The 15396-nt window shown below is 74.9% G+C and carries 14 protein-coding genes; 6 read left to right on the forward strand and 8 right to left on the reverse strand.

Features of this window, described 5'->3' with window-relative positions; all coding sequences use genetic code 11:
* Positions 1–33: 33 nt before the first annotated feature.
* From ACFFHU_RS27760 to ACFFHU_RS27775, 4 genes are all read right to left on the reverse strand, one after another.
* A complete protein-coding gene (locus tag ACFFHU_RS27760) occupies positions 34–1299 on the reverse strand; it encodes a condensation domain-containing protein (RefSeq protein WP_377343303.1) in 1266 nt (421 codons plus the stop codon).
* Positions 1296–2540, reverse strand: a complete 1245-nt coding sequence (locus ACFFHU_RS27765) for a cytochrome P450 (protein ID WP_377343305.1) — start codon at positions 2538–2540, stop codon at positions 1296–1298. Before ACFFHU_RS27765 ends, ACFFHU_RS27760 begins: the two co-directional genes overlap by 4 nt.
* 63 nt (positions 2541–2603) lie before the next feature.
* Positions 2604–3230, reverse strand: a complete 627-nt coding sequence (locus tag ACFFHU_RS27770) for an O-methyltransferase (RefSeq protein ID WP_377343306.1) — start codon at positions 3228–3230, stop codon at positions 2604–2606.
* Positions 3227–3685, reverse strand: coding sequence for a VOC family protein (locus tag ACFFHU_RS27775; protein ID WP_377343307.1), 459 nt, complete (start codon positions 3683–3685; stop codon positions 3227–3229). The genes ACFFHU_RS27770 and ACFFHU_RS27775 overlap by 4 nt, the downstream gene beginning before the upstream one ends.
* Positions 3686–3966: 281 nt before the next feature.
* Here ACFFHU_RS27775 and ACFFHU_RS27780 point away from each other — a divergent pair, with 281 nt between their 5' ends.
* A complete protein-coding gene (locus tag ACFFHU_RS27780) occupies positions 3967–5250 on the forward strand; it encodes an aminotransferase class V-fold PLP-dependent enzyme (protein WP_377343309.1) in 1284 nt (427 codons plus the stop codon).
* Between the two features lie 150 nt (positions 5251–5400).
* Here the strand turns inward: ACFFHU_RS27780 and ACFFHU_RS27785 are convergent, their stop codons facing one another.
* From ACFFHU_RS27785 to ACFFHU_RS27795, 3 genes are all read right to left on the reverse strand, one after another.
* Positions 5401–6600, reverse strand: a complete 1200-nt coding sequence (locus ACFFHU_RS27785) for a molybdopterin molybdotransferase MoeA (protein WP_377343504.1) — start codon at positions 6598–6600, stop codon at positions 5401–5403.
* A 198-nt stretch (positions 6601–6798) separates the two neighbouring features.
* Positions 6799–7092: a hypothetical protein gene (locus tag ACFFHU_RS27790; protein ID WP_377343310.1), complete on the reverse strand. Its 294-nt coding sequence runs from the start codon at positions 7090–7092 to the stop codon at positions 6799–6801.
* An 81-nt stretch (positions 7093–7173) separates the two neighbouring features.
* Positions 7174–7692 (reverse strand): hypothetical protein, encoded by a 519-nt coding sequence (locus ACFFHU_RS27795; protein ID WP_377343311.1) that lies wholly within the window; start codon positions 7690–7692, stop codon positions 7174–7176.
* Positions 7693–7796: 104 nt separating this feature from the next.
* Between ACFFHU_RS27795 and ACFFHU_RS27800 the strand changes: the two genes are divergently transcribed.
* From ACFFHU_RS27800 to ACFFHU_RS27810, 3 genes are read left to right on the forward strand one after another with little or no spacing between them, the layout of a single operon-like run.
* Complete coding sequence (locus ACFFHU_RS27800; protein WP_377343313.1) at positions 7797–9122, forward strand: cytochrome P450; 1326 nt, start codon at positions 7797–7799, stop codon at positions 9120–9122.
* A gap of 9 nt (positions 9123–9131) precedes the next feature.
* Complete coding sequence (locus ACFFHU_RS27805) at positions 9132–9644, forward strand: EXPERA domain-containing protein (RefSeq protein ID WP_377343314.1); 513 nt, start codon at positions 9132–9134, stop codon at positions 9642–9644.
* The gene (locus ACFFHU_RS27810; protein ID WP_377343315.1) at positions 9641–10465 is read left to right on the forward strand and encodes an SDR family NAD(P)-dependent oxidoreductase; all 825 of its coding nucleotides are present in this window, start codon (positions 9641–9643) and stop codon (positions 10463–10465) included. The genes ACFFHU_RS27805 and ACFFHU_RS27810 overlap by 4 nt, the downstream gene beginning before the upstream one ends.
* Positions 10466–10588: 123 nt before the next feature.
* Here ACFFHU_RS27810 and ACFFHU_RS27815 read toward each other — a convergent pair whose 3' ends face one another.
* On the reverse strand, positions 10589–12673 hold the full coding sequence (locus tag ACFFHU_RS27815) for a glycoside hydrolase family 3 protein (RefSeq protein ID WP_377343316.1): 2085 nt from the start codon (positions 12671–12673) through the stop codon (positions 10589–10591).
* A 198-nt stretch (positions 12674–12871) separates the two neighbouring features.
* On the opposite strand from ACFFHU_RS27815, the gene ACFFHU_RS27820 reads away from it, so the two are divergent.
* Both ACFFHU_RS27820 and ACFFHU_RS27825 read left to right on the forward strand, forming a co-directional pair.
* Positions 12872–13294 (forward strand): VOC family protein, encoded by a 423-nt coding sequence (locus tag ACFFHU_RS27820; protein WP_377343317.1) that lies wholly within the window; start codon positions 12872–12874, stop codon positions 13292–13294.
* A 235-nt stretch (positions 13295–13529) separates the two neighbouring features.
* Positions 13530–15116, forward strand: a complete 1587-nt coding sequence (locus ACFFHU_RS27825; protein ID WP_377343319.1) for a DHA2 family efflux MFS transporter permease subunit — start codon at positions 13530–13532, stop codon at positions 15114–15116.
* Positions 15117–15396 lie beyond the last annotated feature (280 nt).

Raw genomic sequence — 15396 nt, forward strand, 5'->3', positions numbered from 1 at the left:
GCCGATCGGCCGCCCGGGAAGGGCCGCCGCGGGTCAGCTCGGGACCGGATGGCCGTCCCCGCGTGCCACCGCCGCGGCCGTGGCAACGTAGTCACCGACCAGCCGCGCCGCCAGCGCGTCGTCGAGCCGGGTGCGGTTGTAGCACAGCACCGCCCGCAGCGCGCCGTGCTGCGGGTAGAGCTGGAACTCGCACTCGAACCGGCTGCCGAGCTGGTTGACCACCACGATCTCGGCCTCGGCGCCGGCGACGCGCAGCCCACCGGGCAGCTGCGGGACGAGCTGGAACATGACGTCGTCCGGTCGCCGGCCCGGCTCGGCGAGGGTGTCGCCGCGCAACAGCTGGTAGGGCAGTCGCTGGTGGACGAACGCGTCCATCGCCGTCCGGTGGGTGCGCCGCAGCACCTCGGCGAACCCGTCCCGGTCGCCGAGCCGGGTCCGCAGCACGGCCATGTTGGCCAGCAGCCCGACGGTGTGCCGCAGCTCCGGCCGGGTCCGGTTGGCCAGGAAGGAGGCGACCGCCAGGTCGTCGTCGCCGGTGTGCGCGCGCAGGACCAGGTAGTAGACCGCCAGCGTGGCGGAGGCGAGGGTGGTCCGGTGCCGCCGGGCGAGGTCCGTGAGGGCGGCCACCGTGGCCGCGTCGATCGTCCCGGTGCTGCTGGCGCTGGCCCACGGCGCTCCGGCGGGCGCCGGCCGCAGCGGCAGGCGGGGGACCCGGGCCCCGGCGAGATGGCCGGCCCAGTACGCCCGGTCCTCGTCCGACTCGGGACTCGCCAACCACCCGGCCTGCCACCGGCAGAACTCCGGATACTGCCAGCGCACCGCCGGCAGCGGCGGACCGCCGCCGGCGAGCGCCTGCAGGTCCCGCACGATGAGCCCGCAGGAGGCGCCGTCGGTCACCGCGTGGTGCAGGTTCACGCAGAGGCCGTGGTCGTCGTCGGCGAGCCGGAAGAGGGTGATCCGGGTGGGCCACCGCTCGGCGTCGACCGGCCGGCTCACCTCGTCGGCCACCGCGGCGTGCAGCGCCCGCGCCGGGTCGGCCGGGTCCAGGTCGCGGTGGTGCAGCCGTACCGGCCCGGGGTCGTGGACCAGCTGGGTCAGCCGGGCGCCCCGGCCGGTGAACGTGGTCCGCAGGCTCGCGTGGCGGGCGGTCAGCGCCGTCAGGGCGTCGGTGAGGCGGTCCACGTCGAGCCGGCCGCGCAGCCGGAGCACGATCGGGCAGTTCGCCGACCCGTGCGCGCCGCGGAACTGCTCCAGCACCCACAGGAGGCGCTGGGCCACCGAGGCCGGAACCCGGCTCACCTCGGCCATACGGTCACCGGCTGGGCCGCGAAGCCGCGCAGCACGAGGCTGTTGCGGCGCACGAACGGCCCGCGCGCCGCCAGGCCGCCGGTGGCGCCCACCAGCGCCTGGAGCGCGGCCACCAGCTCGACCTTGGCCAGCCCGGCGCCCAGGCAGCGGTGGTGCCCGTACCCGAAGGCGAGGTGCGGGTTCGGCGAACGCTGCGGGTCGAAGGCGTCCGGGTCGGCGAACGCCCGCTCGTCCCGGTTGGCCGACCCGAACAGGATCAGCAGCCGCGCGCCGGCGGGCAGGACGACCCCGCCCAACCGGTCCTGCGCCACGGTGGCGCGCCACAGCCCCTGCACGGAGGTGTCGAACCGCAGCGCCTCCTCCACGACCGCGTCGGCCAGATCGGGCGTCGACCACAGCCGTTGCCGCAGCGCGGGCCGCCGGACCAGCACGTCGACCAGGTTGGTGAAGAGGTTGGTGGTGGTCTCGATCCCGGCCACCAGCAGGAAGGCGCAGAACGCCATCACCTCGTGGTCGGTCAGCCCGGCGGCGTCCGTGCCGGCCACCACGCTCAGCAGGTCGTCGCTCGGTTCGGTGCGCCGGCGGCGGATCTCGGCGTAGAAGTACCGGAACATGTCATAGCCGCGGCCCAGCCGGGTGTCGGCGGCGCCGGCCAGGTCGAGGTCGTCCGTGATCACCGACGCCCACTCCCGGAACTCGTCACGCATCCCGGTGGGCACCCCGAGCAGCTCGGCCAGCACCAGCACGGGCAGCGGGGCGGCCAGGTCGCGGCAGATGTCGGCCGTGCCCCGCTCGGCGTTGGCCATCAGGTTGCCCACCAGCTCCGCGGCGATCCGCTCGATCCGCGGGACCATCCGGACGATGGCCGAGCGCCGGAACGGGGCGATCACCGCGCGTCGCAGCCGGGTGTGCTCCGGCGGGTCGGTCGCGATCAGCACCCGGACTCCCGGCGCCCCGATGCGGTAGTCCACCGACTGCGGCGCGTGCAGGCGGTGCACGGCGCCCATGCCCAGCCGCGAGGAGAACCGATCAGGACTGTTCAGGACCTCGACCACGTCGCCGTGCCGGGACACCAGCCACAGGTCGTGGCTCGGGACGTACGTGACGGGGGCCTGCGCGCGCAGTGAGCGGTACCACGGATAGGGATCCGCCACGGTGGCCGGGTCGTCCGGATCACCCGGATCGAACGGGCAGGAGGGCGGTTCTTCCGCCGCCCGGCGGGGTGACCTCATGTTTCCGCAGCCTGTCAGGCCGGGCCCGGGCAGTCGAGGACCGCGGTCTTCCACCCCGGCGGCTCAGTCCGCACGGCGGATCAGCATCAGCCCGGCGCGCACCGTGAGCACCACCTGGACGAGGTCGGCCCGGCTCGCCACGTACGCGTTGAAGGCCTCGATGGCGGCGGCGTCGGTGGCATCGGGGGTGATGGCGAAGTGCAGCACGTTGTCGACGGCCACGACGCCCAGCGGGTCGAGCAGCGGGAGGACGGCCTCCAGGAAGCGGATGTAGGACGGCTTGTCGGCGTCGATGAACACCAGGTCGAACGGTCCACTCAGGCCGGCCAGGGTGTCCAGGGCGGGGCCTTCGCGCACCTCGATCCGGTCCGCGTACGGCGATGCGGCGATGTGCCGGCGGGCCAGGTCCGCGTGCCGGGCGTCGGCCTCGAGGGTGACGAGCCGGCAGCCGGCCGGCATGGCCTCGGCCATGCTGAGCGCCGAATAGCCGGTGAACGTGCCGATCTCCAGGATGCGCCGCGGCCGGCGCAGCGCGACCAGCATCGCCAGCAGGGCGCCCTCGACCGCGCCGGTCATCATCTCGGGGTGCTCCGCCGCCTGCTCGGTGGTGGCCGCCACCGTTTCGAGCAGCGGTGACGGCGGGGTGGTGTGGTCCCGGGCGTACCGCTCGATCGTCGGCCGGACGATCATGCGGCCGCGCCCCGCTCCGGCCGCGCCTGCGCGCCCCAGTCCCGGGGCGGAACCTCGCGCACGTGCTGGCTGAACTCCCACAGGTGTCCCTCGCGGTCGTGCACGAGGTACTGCCGCAGCCCCCACGGCTTGTCGGTGGGCTCGTGCAGCGTCTCGACCCCGGCCCCGGTCACTGCCGCGAAGTGCCGGTCGACGTCGTCGACCAGCACGATGACCTTCGCGCACACCCGCGGATCGCCGTGCGGGCTCCGCAGCCGGTCGCCGGCGGTGGTCAGCATGACCACCCCACCGCCGCCGGTGTCCAGCTCGGCATGGTCGACCCTGCCGTCGTCCCGGGTGTGCCGCAGCGTCTCCCGGAAGCCGAACACCGCGCACAGCCAGTCGAGCGCCGCGGCCAGGTCCCGGTAGACCAGCTCCGGCACCACCCGCGGGTATCCGTCGTCCGGGTTGTACATCCCGTCCCCCTCCTCGCCGGCACGCCCCAGCAGTACACCCCGCCGGCCCCGCCGGGCGCGATGCGCGCCCGGCATGCCCCGGCGCAAGCCCGCGTGCCCGGCGCGAGCCTGCGTGCCCGGCGCGAGTCCGCGCCCCCGGCGCGGGCCGCGGCCAACGTTCCGGCGGCCGGCGGGCCGGATGGACAGCCGGATCGCCGCCGAGGTAGGACAGCTACGACGCGCCCGGTCCGCGCCGGACCCGGCCGCGGCGGGTGGCCGGGGTCCGCGGAGGGGAGCACGGCATGACCCAGGCAGAGACGGCGGTACGGGGCCTGGACGTGGCCGCCGTCCGCGCCCAGTTTCCGATCCTGACCCGGCGGACCCGCGGGGACCGGCCGCTCGTCTATCTCGACTCCGGGGCGACGTCCCAGAAGCCGCTGCGGGTGCTCGACGCCGAGCGCGACTTCTACCTCACCCGCAACGCCGCGGTGCACCGCGGCACGCACCTGCTCGCCGAGGAAGCCACCGACGTGTACGAGGGCGCACGGGAGCGGGTGGCGGCCTTCATCGGGGCCGACGCCGGGGAGGTGGTCTTCACCAGGAGCGCCACCGAGGCCGTCAACCTGCTCGCGTACGCCATCGGCAACGCCACCATCGCCGGCGGCCCGGACCGGCTGCGGCTGCGCCCGGGCGACGAGATCCTGGTGACCGAGCTGGAGCACCACGCCAACCTGGTGCCCTGGCAGCAGCTCTGCCTGCGTACCGGCGCGGTGCTGCGCTGGCTCGGGGTGACCCCGCAGGGCCGGCTGGACCTCGCGGACCTGGGGCGGTTGCTGTCCGCGCGGACCAGGATCGTGGCGCTCACCCACCAGTCGAACGTGACCGGCGCGGTCTCGCCGGTGCCGGCGGTCGCCCGGCTGGCCCACGAGGTGGGCGCCCTGGTGGTGGTCGACGCGGCCCAGTCGGTGCCGCACTTCCCGGTCGAGGTGCGCGGGCTGGGTGCCGACTTCCTGTGCTTCTCCGGCCACAAGATGCTCGCGCCGTACGGGACCGGGGTGCTGTACGGCCGGGCCGAGCTGCTGGACATGCTGCCGCCGTTCCAGACCGGTGGCTCGATGATCGAGGTGGTGACGATGGAGCGCTCCTCGTTCCTGCCGCCGCCGCACCGGTTCGAGCCGGGCGTGCCGCTGGCCGCTCAGGCCGCCGGCCTGGCGGCGGCCTGCGACTATCTCACCGAGCTGGGCATGGCGCGGGTGGCCGCCCACGAGGAGGCGCTGACCGGGCGGGCCCTGGCCGCCCTCGGCGCGCTGCCCGGGGTCCGGATCATTGGGCCCGGCACCACCGCGGACCGGGGTGGCACGGTGTCCTTCGTGGTCGACGGCATCCACCCGCACGACGTGGGCCAGTACCTCGACGAGCTGGGTATCGCGGTCCGCACCGGGCACCACTGCGCCTGGCCGCTGCACCGCGCCCTGGGGGTGCCGGCCACCACCCGGGCATCGTTCTATCTCTACAACACGCCCGACGAGGTCGACGCGCTCGCCGCGGGCGTCCGCCGGGCGCAGGAGTACTTCGGCCGCGACTGACCGGCCGAGCCGCGCCACCGGCGTCGCCCCGCCGCCGGCCTCGCCGTGCCGCCGGTGGCGTGCCGCCGGTGGCGTCGCCGTGCCGCCGGCGTCGCGCCGACCGGTGGCGTCGCCGTGCCGCCGGCGTTGCGCCGGCCGGTGCCGGGTTGGTCAGGGGCGCTGCCCCGGCAGTAGCGGCAGCGGCGCCCAGCGCACGCCCGCGCCAGCCTCGCCGTCCGTGCCGGGCGGGATCACCGCGAAGCCGTCGGACCCGGCCAGCCCGCGCAGCATAGCCGCGCCGGTGTGCCCGACCGGCTCGGCCACGCCGCGCTCCACCCGGACGGGCACGAGTCGGGCGAACGTCCCGCGGCCGGGAACCCGCTCGGCCAGCCGCGCGGTGGGCAGCGGCGGCTCCGGTCGGCCGGCGAGGCCGCGCAGCAGCGGCGCCACCAGCGACACCAGCGCCGCGATGGCGGACTGCGGGTTGCCGGGCAGCCCGGCCACGAAGCGGGGCCGGCCGTCCGGGGCGGGGACCTCGGCCAGCACCATCGGGAAGCCCGGCCGCACGGCCACCCGGTCGACGACGTACCGGCCGCCGAGCGCGGCGAGGGCCGGCCGCAGGTGGTCGACCGGCCCGCGCATGGTGCCGCCGGCCGTGCAGACCAGGTCCGCGTGCGCCAACGCGGCCTCCAGCGCCGACGCCTGCGCGGTCAGGCTGTCCGGCACCGGACCCAGCGGGGCGAAGCCGGCCGCCGGCAGGGCGCCCAGCCGGCGCAGCCAGCCGGGCAGCTGCGGTCCGAGACCGTCGCGGACCCGCCCCCGCCCCGGTAGGCCGGCCGTGAGCAGCTCGTCGCCGAACACCAGCACGGCCGCCCGGACCGCCGGGATCACCGGCAGCGAGTCGTGGCCGCACACGGCGGCGAGGCCGATCAGCGCCGGCGTCACCGGCGTCCCGGCGGGAGCCAGCTCGTCCCCGCACGTCGCCTCGGCGCCGGGCTCGCGCCACTCCCGCTCGGGCCGGCCCCGCCCGTCCACCCGACCGTCCGGCCGGCGCCGGGCCTCCTCCGCCCGGATGATCTGCTCGGTGCCCGCCGGCACCATGGCGCCGGTGGCCACCTGCACGGCGGTGCCCGCCCGCAGCGGCTCGGGGACGGCGCCGGCCAGCACCCGGCCGGCCACCGACCACGGGCCGGGGCCGCGGACGGCGTAGCCGTCCACCGTGGCGGCCGGGAACGCCGGCAGGTCGGTGCGGGCGGTCAGCGCGGCCGCCAGGGTGAGCCCGTCGGCCTCGGCGAGCGGCACCGAGACCGGGCCGGGCCGGGCGGCGAGCCCCGCCGCGTGGGCCGCGGACCGTGCCTCGGTCCACGCCATCGGTGGCGCAGCGACTGTCACGAGGCCGACCGTACCGGCCCCGGCCCCGCACGTGGACGGGCGAAGCCACGCGCGTTCGTGGACGTTCCTGTCGGGTGGAACGCGGGCGACCGGCGGGCCGTGCTGCCGGGCGGTGGCCCCGCGGGCGATGCCGCGCGCGTTCGTGGACGGGCGATGCCGCGCCCGGGGGCGGGCGGTTCAGCCCAGACCGCGGTGGGCCGCCCAGAGCGCGCCGGCGCGGTCGGCCGCCGCGGCCACGAGGGCCCGCAGCTCGGGCCGGTCGGGGACGGCGAACGAGACGTACGTGCCGCGGCCGCCGCCGGTCGGCCGGCCGTACGCCTTGGCCGCGAGGCGGCCGTCGGGCAGCAGCCGGACGTTCAGCGAGGTCAGGGTGAACTCCTGGCCGCGGCGGGTGTCGGTCCAGCGGAGCGCCTCCGGGACGGTGACGTTGATCGCCAGCGCGGTCACCTCGACCGCCGCCTCGTCGCTCATGGCGGGCATCCTCTCATCCGGCCGGTCACCGGCCGGCGTTGCGGCGACCGGGTTCCCGGTGGAGGATCTGGATCGCCACGGTCAGCCGGGCCGCCGGCCGGCTTCGCCGAGCCAGGTGAGCCCGGCGTACTGGTCGGCGGTCAGCCGCAGCTCGCCGGCGGACGGTCGCCCGAGAAGACCCGGCGCGCGGCCGAGCCCGACCCGCTCCGGCGCGCGGCCGAGCCCGACCCGCTCCGGCGCGCGGCCGAGCACGTCGAGCCCGGCCGGGGTGAACAGCGACCGGCCAAAGGCGAGCACGGCGATCGTCCCGTCGTCGCTCAGGTGGTGCACGGTCCAGACGCTGGTGAGCGGCCGCAGCATCCCGGCGCCGCGCCAGACGAACCGATCGGGGCCCGGCCGGTAGCGGTCGATGCCAATCAGGTGCCGGCGCCGGCCCCGGCGGGTGGTCCAGCTGACGTCGTCGCGCAGCGCGAGCGGATCGCCCGGCAGCACCGTGTAGGTGATCATCGGGTCCGACCGCTTCCCGCTCAACCAGAGCGGGAAGGTGGTCGCCAGGATCCGCCAGCTACCCGGCAGCGCTCGGCACGGCTCGGCAGTCATCGCCGGTACGGTAGCGGGCCGCCGGCCCGGCCCACCAGCGCCACCCCGGGGGCGCCCGGATATCGTGAAACGCGTTCGAGTCCGGTCCGCGCGAGGGATGCCCGATGCCGCCGTACGCCGCCGATTCCCGTCCGCTTCCGCCGCTGGCCCCCGGGCTGCCGCTGCTCGGGAACGCGCTGAGCATGCGGGGCGACGTCCAGGCGTTCTTCGTCCGGCAGTACCGGGCGCTGGGACCGATCTACCGGGTCCGCGCCCTCAACCAGGCGTTCGTCATCATGGCCGGAACGGAGGCCAACCGCTTCCTGCGCACCCGGGGCGACGACCATTTCTCCACAGCGGACACCATGGGCGGGCTCGACGACCAGTTCGGCATGCGGGTGCACGCCCTCGCCGGCCGGCCACACCGCCACCTGCGCGGCCGGTTGGGGCTGGGGCTGTCCCGGGAGCTGCTGCGGGCCCGCTGGGACGCCTTCGCCGAGCTGACCGAACGGCGGGTCACCGGCTGGCGCGCCGGCAGCACCGTGCCGGTGGTCGATCAGTGTCAGCGACTCGCGGCCGACCAGCTCTCGGTGGTGCTCACCGGCACGCCGGCCACCGCCCAGTTCGAGCTGTTGCGCCGCGCCTTCGAGCTGGTCCTCGACGTCACGGTCACCGGGAAGCTGCCGCCGGCCGCGCTGCGGCTGCCCACGTACCGCGCGGCGCGCCGCCGGATCCTGGCCTTCGCGCAGGCGGCGGTGGACGACCGCGCGGCCCATCCGCACGACGGGCCGCCGGACCTGCTCGACCAGGCGGTGGCCGCCGCGGACGAGCACGGCCGGCCGTACCCGCCGCGGGTGCGGGCCGGGATGGCGCTGCAGGGCTACTTCGGCGGCATCAACACCGTGGCATACCTGTACGGCTTCATGCTCTACGCGGTGCTGCGGCACCCGCACGTGCACGCCGAGGTGCTGGCCGAGGTCGACCGGGCCGGCGGCCCGCCGTCGTTCGACACGCTCCGCCGGATGCCGGCGCTGCACGGCCTGGTGCTGGAGACCCTCCGCAGCTACCCGAGCGCCCCGGCGTCGGCGCGGACCGTCGTGCGCCCGTTCGACTTCGGCGGCTTCGTCGTCCCGCGCGGCAGCCGGGTCCTGGTGGCCACGACCGTTCCGCACCACCTGAGCGAGCACTGGACCGATCCGGAGGGCTTCCGGCTCGACCGCGATTTCGCCGGGATGCGCCGCCGGGACGCGTACGCGCCGTTCTCGGTGGGCGCGCACACCTGCCTGGGCGCGGGCCTGACCGAGGTGCTGGCCGCGGCCACCATGGCGATCCTGCTGCGGCACGTGCGGCTGGCCCTGCCGGCGCCGGACCACCGCCTCCGCCCGCGGGCCACGCCGGGTCCCAATCCGGGACGGCTGCGGGTACGCGTCCTCGGGCCCGCGACGATCTAGGATCCGGCCATGCCCCTACCGCTGCGCCGGCGACCGTACGATCTTGTCTTCCTCGCGTTCTTCGCGGTCAACCTGCTGTTCATCACGTACATCGTCGACCTGGAACAGCTGGTGGTGGCCGACCCGACGCACTTCGACTATCCACTGTGGCCGCCACCGCCGCTGATCGATCTCGTGCACTGGTGGGGCAACCACTACGACCCGCTGCTGATGGCCCGGCCGCCGTTCTGGCGGATGACGATCTGGATCGACGTCCTCTTCTTCGGACCCTTCTACGCCTTCGCCCTGTACGCCTTCGTCCGCGGCCGGGACTGGATCCGGGTGCCGGCGCTGGTCTGGTCCGGCACCATGCTGGCCAACGTCCTGATCATCCTGATGGACGAGCGGTACGGGGTGACCGCCACGCCGCACTTCGGGATCGTGCTGGCCGCCAACGCGCCGTGGCTGCTCGTACCGCTCCTGCTGATCGCGCGGATGCGCCGCGACCGCCCGTTCACCCGGCCCGAGCCGGTGTCCGCGTGACGGCCGCGCCCGCCGGCCGGTCCCGCGTCGGTGGCGCGGCCGGGTTCGCCGCGCGGTACGGGCCGTGGGCGCTGGTGGCCGGCGCGTCGGAGGGCCTCGGCGCGGCGTTCGCCCGACAGCTGGCCGAGCGCGGGCTCAACCTGATCCTGGTGGCCCGCCGGTCGGAGCCGCTGGCGGAACTGGCCGGGCGGTTGCCCACCCGCGCCGAGCCGGTGGCCGCCGACCTCGGCACCGCCGACGGACTGCGCCGGGTGACCGAGGCGGCTCGCGGCCGCGAGGTCGGCCTGGTGGTGGCGAACGCCGCGTACGCGCCGATCGGCCGGTTCGCCGACCTGGACCCCGAGCAGACCCGGCGGGCCGTCGACCTGAACTGCCGGGCGCCGCTGGAGCTGGCCCACCACTTCCTGCCGCCGATGCTGGCCCGGCGCCGGGGCGGGCTCATCATCATGTCGTCGCTCGCGGGCCTCCAGGGCGCCCCACCGATCAGCGTGTACGCCGCCACCAAGGCCTTCGGGACGATCCTCGCCGAGGGACTGTGGGCGGAGCTGCGCGGCACCGGCGTCGACGTGCTCGCCTGCGTGGCGGGCGCCGTGGCCACCCCCAACCTGGCCGGCGCCAAGGGCCGGCCGGCGCCCGGCACCCGTACCCCCGATCAGGTCGCGGCGGCCGCGCTGCGCGGCCTCGGCCACGGCCCGCGGGTGGTGCCCGGCCTCGGCATGCGGCTCTCGGCGGCGGTGCTGTCCCGGCTGCTCCCGCGCCGCGCCGCCATCTCGGTGATGGCCCGCGCCTCGGCGGACGTCACCGGCCCGGGCCCGGGCTGACCTTGCGGCCACCGGCCCGGGGCCGGGCCGACCCCCTGGTCACCGGACCGGGCCCGGGCTGACCCCGTGGTCACCGCCCGGGCCCGGCCTGACCCCTGGCCGCTCGCCCGGGCTGGCCCGTCGTCAGCGGCCGACCCGCGACCGGCGTGGACAGTCCGGGCCGGTGCAGTCGCGGTAGCCGATGCCCGAGCCGTACCGGTAGATGACCCGCTTGCCGTCCGGGGTGCGGATGGTGACCGGCAGCCGGCCGACCGGCTCGGTGCCGACCAGGGTGTTCGCCAGCGCGGCCAGCGAGACGTCCCGGTAGCCGTACGCCGCCACGTACGTGCGGGCCGACCGGAAGTAGGCGATGTCGTACGGACCGCCGACCGCCACCGGCACCACCGGCACGCCGGCGGCGAGCAGCGCCTTGACCAGGTCCTGCTGCTTGGTGTCGCCCCACGCGTTGTTGGTGAGCACCACGGTGACGTCGCTGGCGCGTGCCGCGGCCACCACCTGCCGGATGGTTCCCGCGTTCGGTGAGCCGGTCCACATCGGGGTAGCCACCAGGCCCTTGCCGGTGAGCTGCGTGGCCAGTCCGGGGACCGCGGCCACCCCCCAGCCGGTGACCAGCACGTGCCGGCCGGAGTTGGCCGGCAGCGGCAGCACGCCGGCGCGGTTGCGCAGCAGGGTGATCGAGCGGTGCGCGGCCTCGGCCATCGTCTGTTGGTCGGCCGCGGTGCCCACCAGGGAATCCACCGCCTCGCTGGTGGTGAACGGGTCGTCGAAGAGGCCCAGTTCGGCCTTCATCCGCAGGATCCGGTAGACCGACTCGTCGATGCGCCGCTCGCTCAGGCTGCCGTCGCGGACGGCCTGCGTCACCGTGGCGATGGCGGCCGGGGGGTTGGTGGGCAGCAGCAGCTCGTCGTCGCCCGCGTTGATGGCGCCGAGGATCACCCGCGGCTGCGGGATGTCGGCCAGCGCCGAGGCGCGCAGCGCGTCGGTGACCACCACCCCGTCGTATCCCAGGGTGTCCCGCAGCAACCCGGTGATGATGGGCCTGGACAACAGGGCCGGCGTCCCGGTGGGATCCAGGGCCGGAACGATCACGGCCGTCGGCATGATGGACTTGACGCCGGCGGCGATGGCCGCGCGGAACGGCGGGATGTCGGTCCGCAGAATCTGCTCGCGGGTCTCGTTGACCACCGCGATGCCGGTGTCCGGGTTGGCCTCCGCGTCGCCGAGGCCGGGGAAGTGCTTGGCCGTGGCCGCGACGCTGGTCTGGTACCCGAGGACGGCCGCGGCGCCGAGCGCCGACACCATCCGGGTCCGGTCGCCGAACGAGCGGGTTCCGTCGGCGGTGTTCCGGGGGTTGGTGTTGACGTCCACCACCGGGGCGTGGTCCATGTTGATCCCCATGGCCCGCAGCTGGGTGCCGGTCGAGGCGGCCGTCGAGTAGGACAGGTCGCGGTCGAACGTGGCCCCGATCGCCATGTTGCCGGGGGAGACCACCGCCGGCGGCGGGACCCGGGTGACGAACCCGCCCTCCTGGTCGGTGCTGATCTGCACCGGCACGCCGTGGTCGGCCTTCGCCGCCCGCTGCAGGCCGTTCGACAACAGCGCCACCTGCTGCGGATTGTTCAGGTTGTTGCTGGCGGTGAAGTAGATGATCCCGCCCGGGTGGTACCGGGCCACCAACTCGGCGCCGTTGCGCACGTCGCTGCCGTACAGCGCCTGATTGGCCGCCACGTCGGTCGGGTTCGTGGTGGTGGCGGTGTCCCCGTACACCTGGAGGACGAACAGCTGGCCGATCTTCTCGGCCAGGCTCATCCGGGCCATGGCCTCCCGGACCCGCCGTTCGACGGAGCCACCCATGCCGGGGTGCTCGCCCGGCCCCGGGCGCCCGCCGTCCGAGCCGGGGGCGCCATCCGGACCGGCTTCACCGTCCGGAGCGGCTCTACCGCCCGGTTCCGGTCCGCCGTCCCGGCCGGGCGGTCCGGCGTCCGCCCGGTAACCGATGGACGCCGCCGCGGCCGATCGGCCGAGCAGCATGCCAGCCGCGGCCGATCGCTCGGCCGACATGCCGGCCGCGGCCGATGCGCCGGCCGAGATCAGGAGACCGGACAGGGCGGCGAGCGCGAGGGAGGCCCGTACGACGGGAACCCGACGGAACATGGCGATGTCCTCCAGCCAGCGGTGACCCACCATCCGCGGGTCGACTCTTCGCACCCTGCCCCTCTGAACCCGAATGCGGTTCTTTGTCGCTTTCCAATCACCCAGAAGTGAACATATCTCCGGGCCGCCGGTGACGGAGCCGGCGTTCCGTTCGACCCCGATCAGCGACCAGCATTCCTGCTCGCCGGACAGATCTGTCGGATCCGGACCCTAGGGTGGGTCGATCGGCCGCACGATGGGACTGGAGGGTCCATGACGTACCCCAAGCTTCTGCACACCGTCCTCGACACCACGAACGTCCGGGAGCTCGCCGAGTTCTACCGGGAGCTGCTCGGGCTGCGCTACCGGCCCGGCGACGAGCCGCCCGCGGACGGCGCCGCCGACACGGCCGCCGACGACGAGGGCTGGCTGGTGCTCGTGGACTCCACCGGGTCCCCGGAGCTGGCCTTCCAGCAGGTCGACAGCCTCACCCCGACCACCTGGCCGAAGCACGACGTTCCGATGCAGATGCATCTGGACCTCACGGTCCCCGACGTGGCCGAGCTGGAACGGCAGCGCGAGCGCACGGAGGCCCTCGGCGCCCGGCTCCTGCTGGACCGCACCGATGACCCGGCGGAGCCGTTGTACGTCTTCGCCGACCTTTCGGGCCACCCGTTCTGCCTGTTCGTCGGGTGATCGCGCCGTCGGTCCACCCGGTGCGGGGACGTTCCGTCCGACTCCGCAGCGACAGACGTGATTCAGCACACCCCCGCCCGGCCCGGCGGGGGTGGGACGGGCGGTCGCTGTCATGCTGCACAGGCCAGCAGTGGCGACGGGGGACGCCACTACGCGCCGCTCGGCCGTGCTCCACACCGGCCCTGCTCGACGGGCACCATGTCGATCTCCCGCCGGCAGCCCACTGGAGGCTCATGTGACCGCGCCCGCCGCGGCGGCACCACCCGACAAGCTCGATGCCGCAGTTCTCAAGATCGCCGGCGTGGTCGTGCTGGGCGCGATCATGTCGATCCTGGACGTCACGGTGGTCAGCGTCGCGCTGCCGACGTTCCAGACCGAGTTCAACGCGACGTACGCCCAGGTCGCCTGGACCATGACCGGTTACACCCTGGCGCTGGCCACGGTGATCCCGCTGAGCGGCTGGGCCGCCGACCGGTTCGGCACCAAGCGGCTCTACATGCTCGCCCTGCTGCTGTTCACGGCCGGCTCGGCGCTCTGCGCCACCGCGGACTCGATCGGCCAGCTCGTCCTCTACCGGGTGCTGCAGGGGCTGGGCGGCGGCATGCTCATGCCGCTCGGCATGACGATCATGACCCGGGCGGCCGGTCCCCAGCGGATCGGCCGGCTGATGGCCGTGCTCGGCATCCCGATGCTGCTGGGTCCGATCGGCGGGCCGATCCTCGGCGGCTGGCTCATCGAGGCCGCCAACTGGCACTGGATCTTCCTGATCAACGTCCCGATCGGGGCCGTGGCGCTGCTGTACGCCCTCATCGCGCTGCCCAAGGACAACCCCGAGCCGTCCGAGTCGTTCGACTTCCTCGGCATGCTGATGCTGTCGCCCGGCCTGGCCCTGTTCCTTTACGGCGTCTCGTCGCTGCCGGAGGCCGGCACGATCACCGCCACCAAGGTGTGGGTGACCATGCTGCTGGGCGCCGTCCTGGTGACCGGCTTCATCCTGTATTCCCTCCGGGTCCGGCATCCGCTGCTCGATCTGCGGCTGTTCCGCAACCGGAGCCTGCGGATCTCGACCATTTCGCTGTTCGTGTTCATCATCGCCTTCATGGGCGCGGGCCTGCTGTTCCCGAGCTACTTCCTGCAGATCCGCGGCGAGTCAACGCTGCACGCCGGCCTGCTGATGGCGCCGCAGGGCATCGGCGCGATGCTCACGATGCCGCTGGCCGGGACGCTGTCCGACCGGGTCCCCGTCGGTCGCACAGTGCCGTTCGCCATGGCGCTCATCGCGGTCGGGTTCTTCGCTTTCACCCAGGTGGACACGGACACTTCCTACTGGCTGCTGTGCGGTTCCCTGTTCGTGATGGGCCTCGGCATGGGCGGCACGATGATGCCGATCATGACCTCGGCGCTGCGGACGCTCAGCAACCAGGAGGTGGCGCGCGGCTCCACGCTGACCAACATCCTCCAGCAGATCGGTGGCTCGATCGGCTCCGCGGTCATGTCGGTGATCCTCACCAGCCGGCTCAACGGGTCGACGCCGATCCCCGGCTTCACCGACCCGCGCACCGGCAAGCCGGTCACGGAGGCGGCGGCGGCCATCGCCGTTCAGCAGGGGATCAAGCTGCCGTTGCCGCCGGCGGTGATCCAGCGCGGGCTGGACTTCGCGGCCGGCTCGTTCGCCACCACCTTCTGGGTGGGTTTCGCGCTGGTGCTGGCCACGTTCATCCCGATCGCGTTCCTCCCGCGCAAGCGGCAGGCGTCGCCGCTGGTGGAGGAGCCGCCCGCTGACGGCGGCGAGCGCAGCGCGACGCCCGTCATGATCCACTGACCCGCCCGGTCGGGCGGCCCGGTTCGTCGGGCCGCCCGACCATCGGGCGGCGCGACCATCGGGCGGCGCGACCATCGGGCGGCGCGACCATCGGGCGGCGCGACCATCGGGCGGCGCGACCATCGGGCGGCGCGACCATCGGGCGGCGCGACCATCGGGCGGCGCGACCATCGGGCCGCCCGACCATCGGGCGGCGCCGATCGAGGCGGCCCGGTTCGTCGGCTGCCGATAGCGCCGGCGCCCCGTGCGGGGTGTCGGCCGTCGCCGGCGCCTCCGGCGC

Source organism: Plantactinospora siamensis, assembly GCF_042434095.1.
GTDB lineage: Bacteria > Actinomycetota > Actinomycetes > Mycobacteriales > Micromonosporaceae > KBS50.

What these genes read in the sequence shown, in the direction of transcription:
- ACFFHU_RS27765 (WP_377343305.1), bottom strand. Translation starts at nt 2,540, where the DNA reads ATGAGGTCACCCCGCCGGGCGGCGGAAGAACCGCCCTCCTGCCCGTTC.
- ACFFHU_RS27770 (WP_377343306.1), bottom strand. Translation starts at nt 3,230, where the DNA reads ATGATCGTCCGGCCGACGATCGAGCGGTACGCCCGGGACCACACCACC.
- ACFFHU_RS27775 (WP_377343307.1), bottom strand. Translation starts at nt 3,685, where the DNA reads ATGTACAACCCGGACGACGGATACCCGCGGGTGGTGCCGGAGCTGGTC.
- ACFFHU_RS27780 (WP_377343309.1), top strand. Translation starts at nt 3,967, where the DNA reads ATGACCCAGGCAGAGACGGCGGTACGGGGCCTGGACGTGGCCGCCGTC.
- ACFFHU_RS27785 (WP_377343504.1), bottom strand. Translation starts at nt 6,600, where the DNA reads ATGGCGTGGACCGAGGCACGGTCCGCGGCCCACGCGGCGGGGCTCGCC.
- ACFFHU_RS27790 (WP_377343310.1), bottom strand. Translation starts at nt 7,092, where the DNA reads ATGAGCGACGAGGCGGCGGTCGAGGTGACCGCGCTGGCGATCAACGTC.
- ACFFHU_RS27795 (WP_377343311.1), bottom strand. Translation starts at nt 7,692, where the DNA reads ATGACTGCCGAGCCGTGCCGAGCGCTGCCGGGTAGCTGGCGGATCCTG.
- ACFFHU_RS27800 (WP_377343313.1), top strand. Translation starts at nt 7,797, where the DNA reads ATGCCGCCGTACGCCGCCGATTCCCGTCCGCTTCCGCCGCTGGCCCCC.
- ACFFHU_RS27805 (WP_377343314.1), top strand. Translation starts at nt 9,132, where the DNA reads ATGCCCCTACCGCTGCGCCGGCGACCGTACGATCTTGTCTTCCTCGCG.
- ACFFHU_RS27820 (WP_377343317.1), top strand. Translation starts at nt 12,872, where the DNA reads ATGACGTACCCCAAGCTTCTGCACACCGTCCTCGACACCACGAACGTC.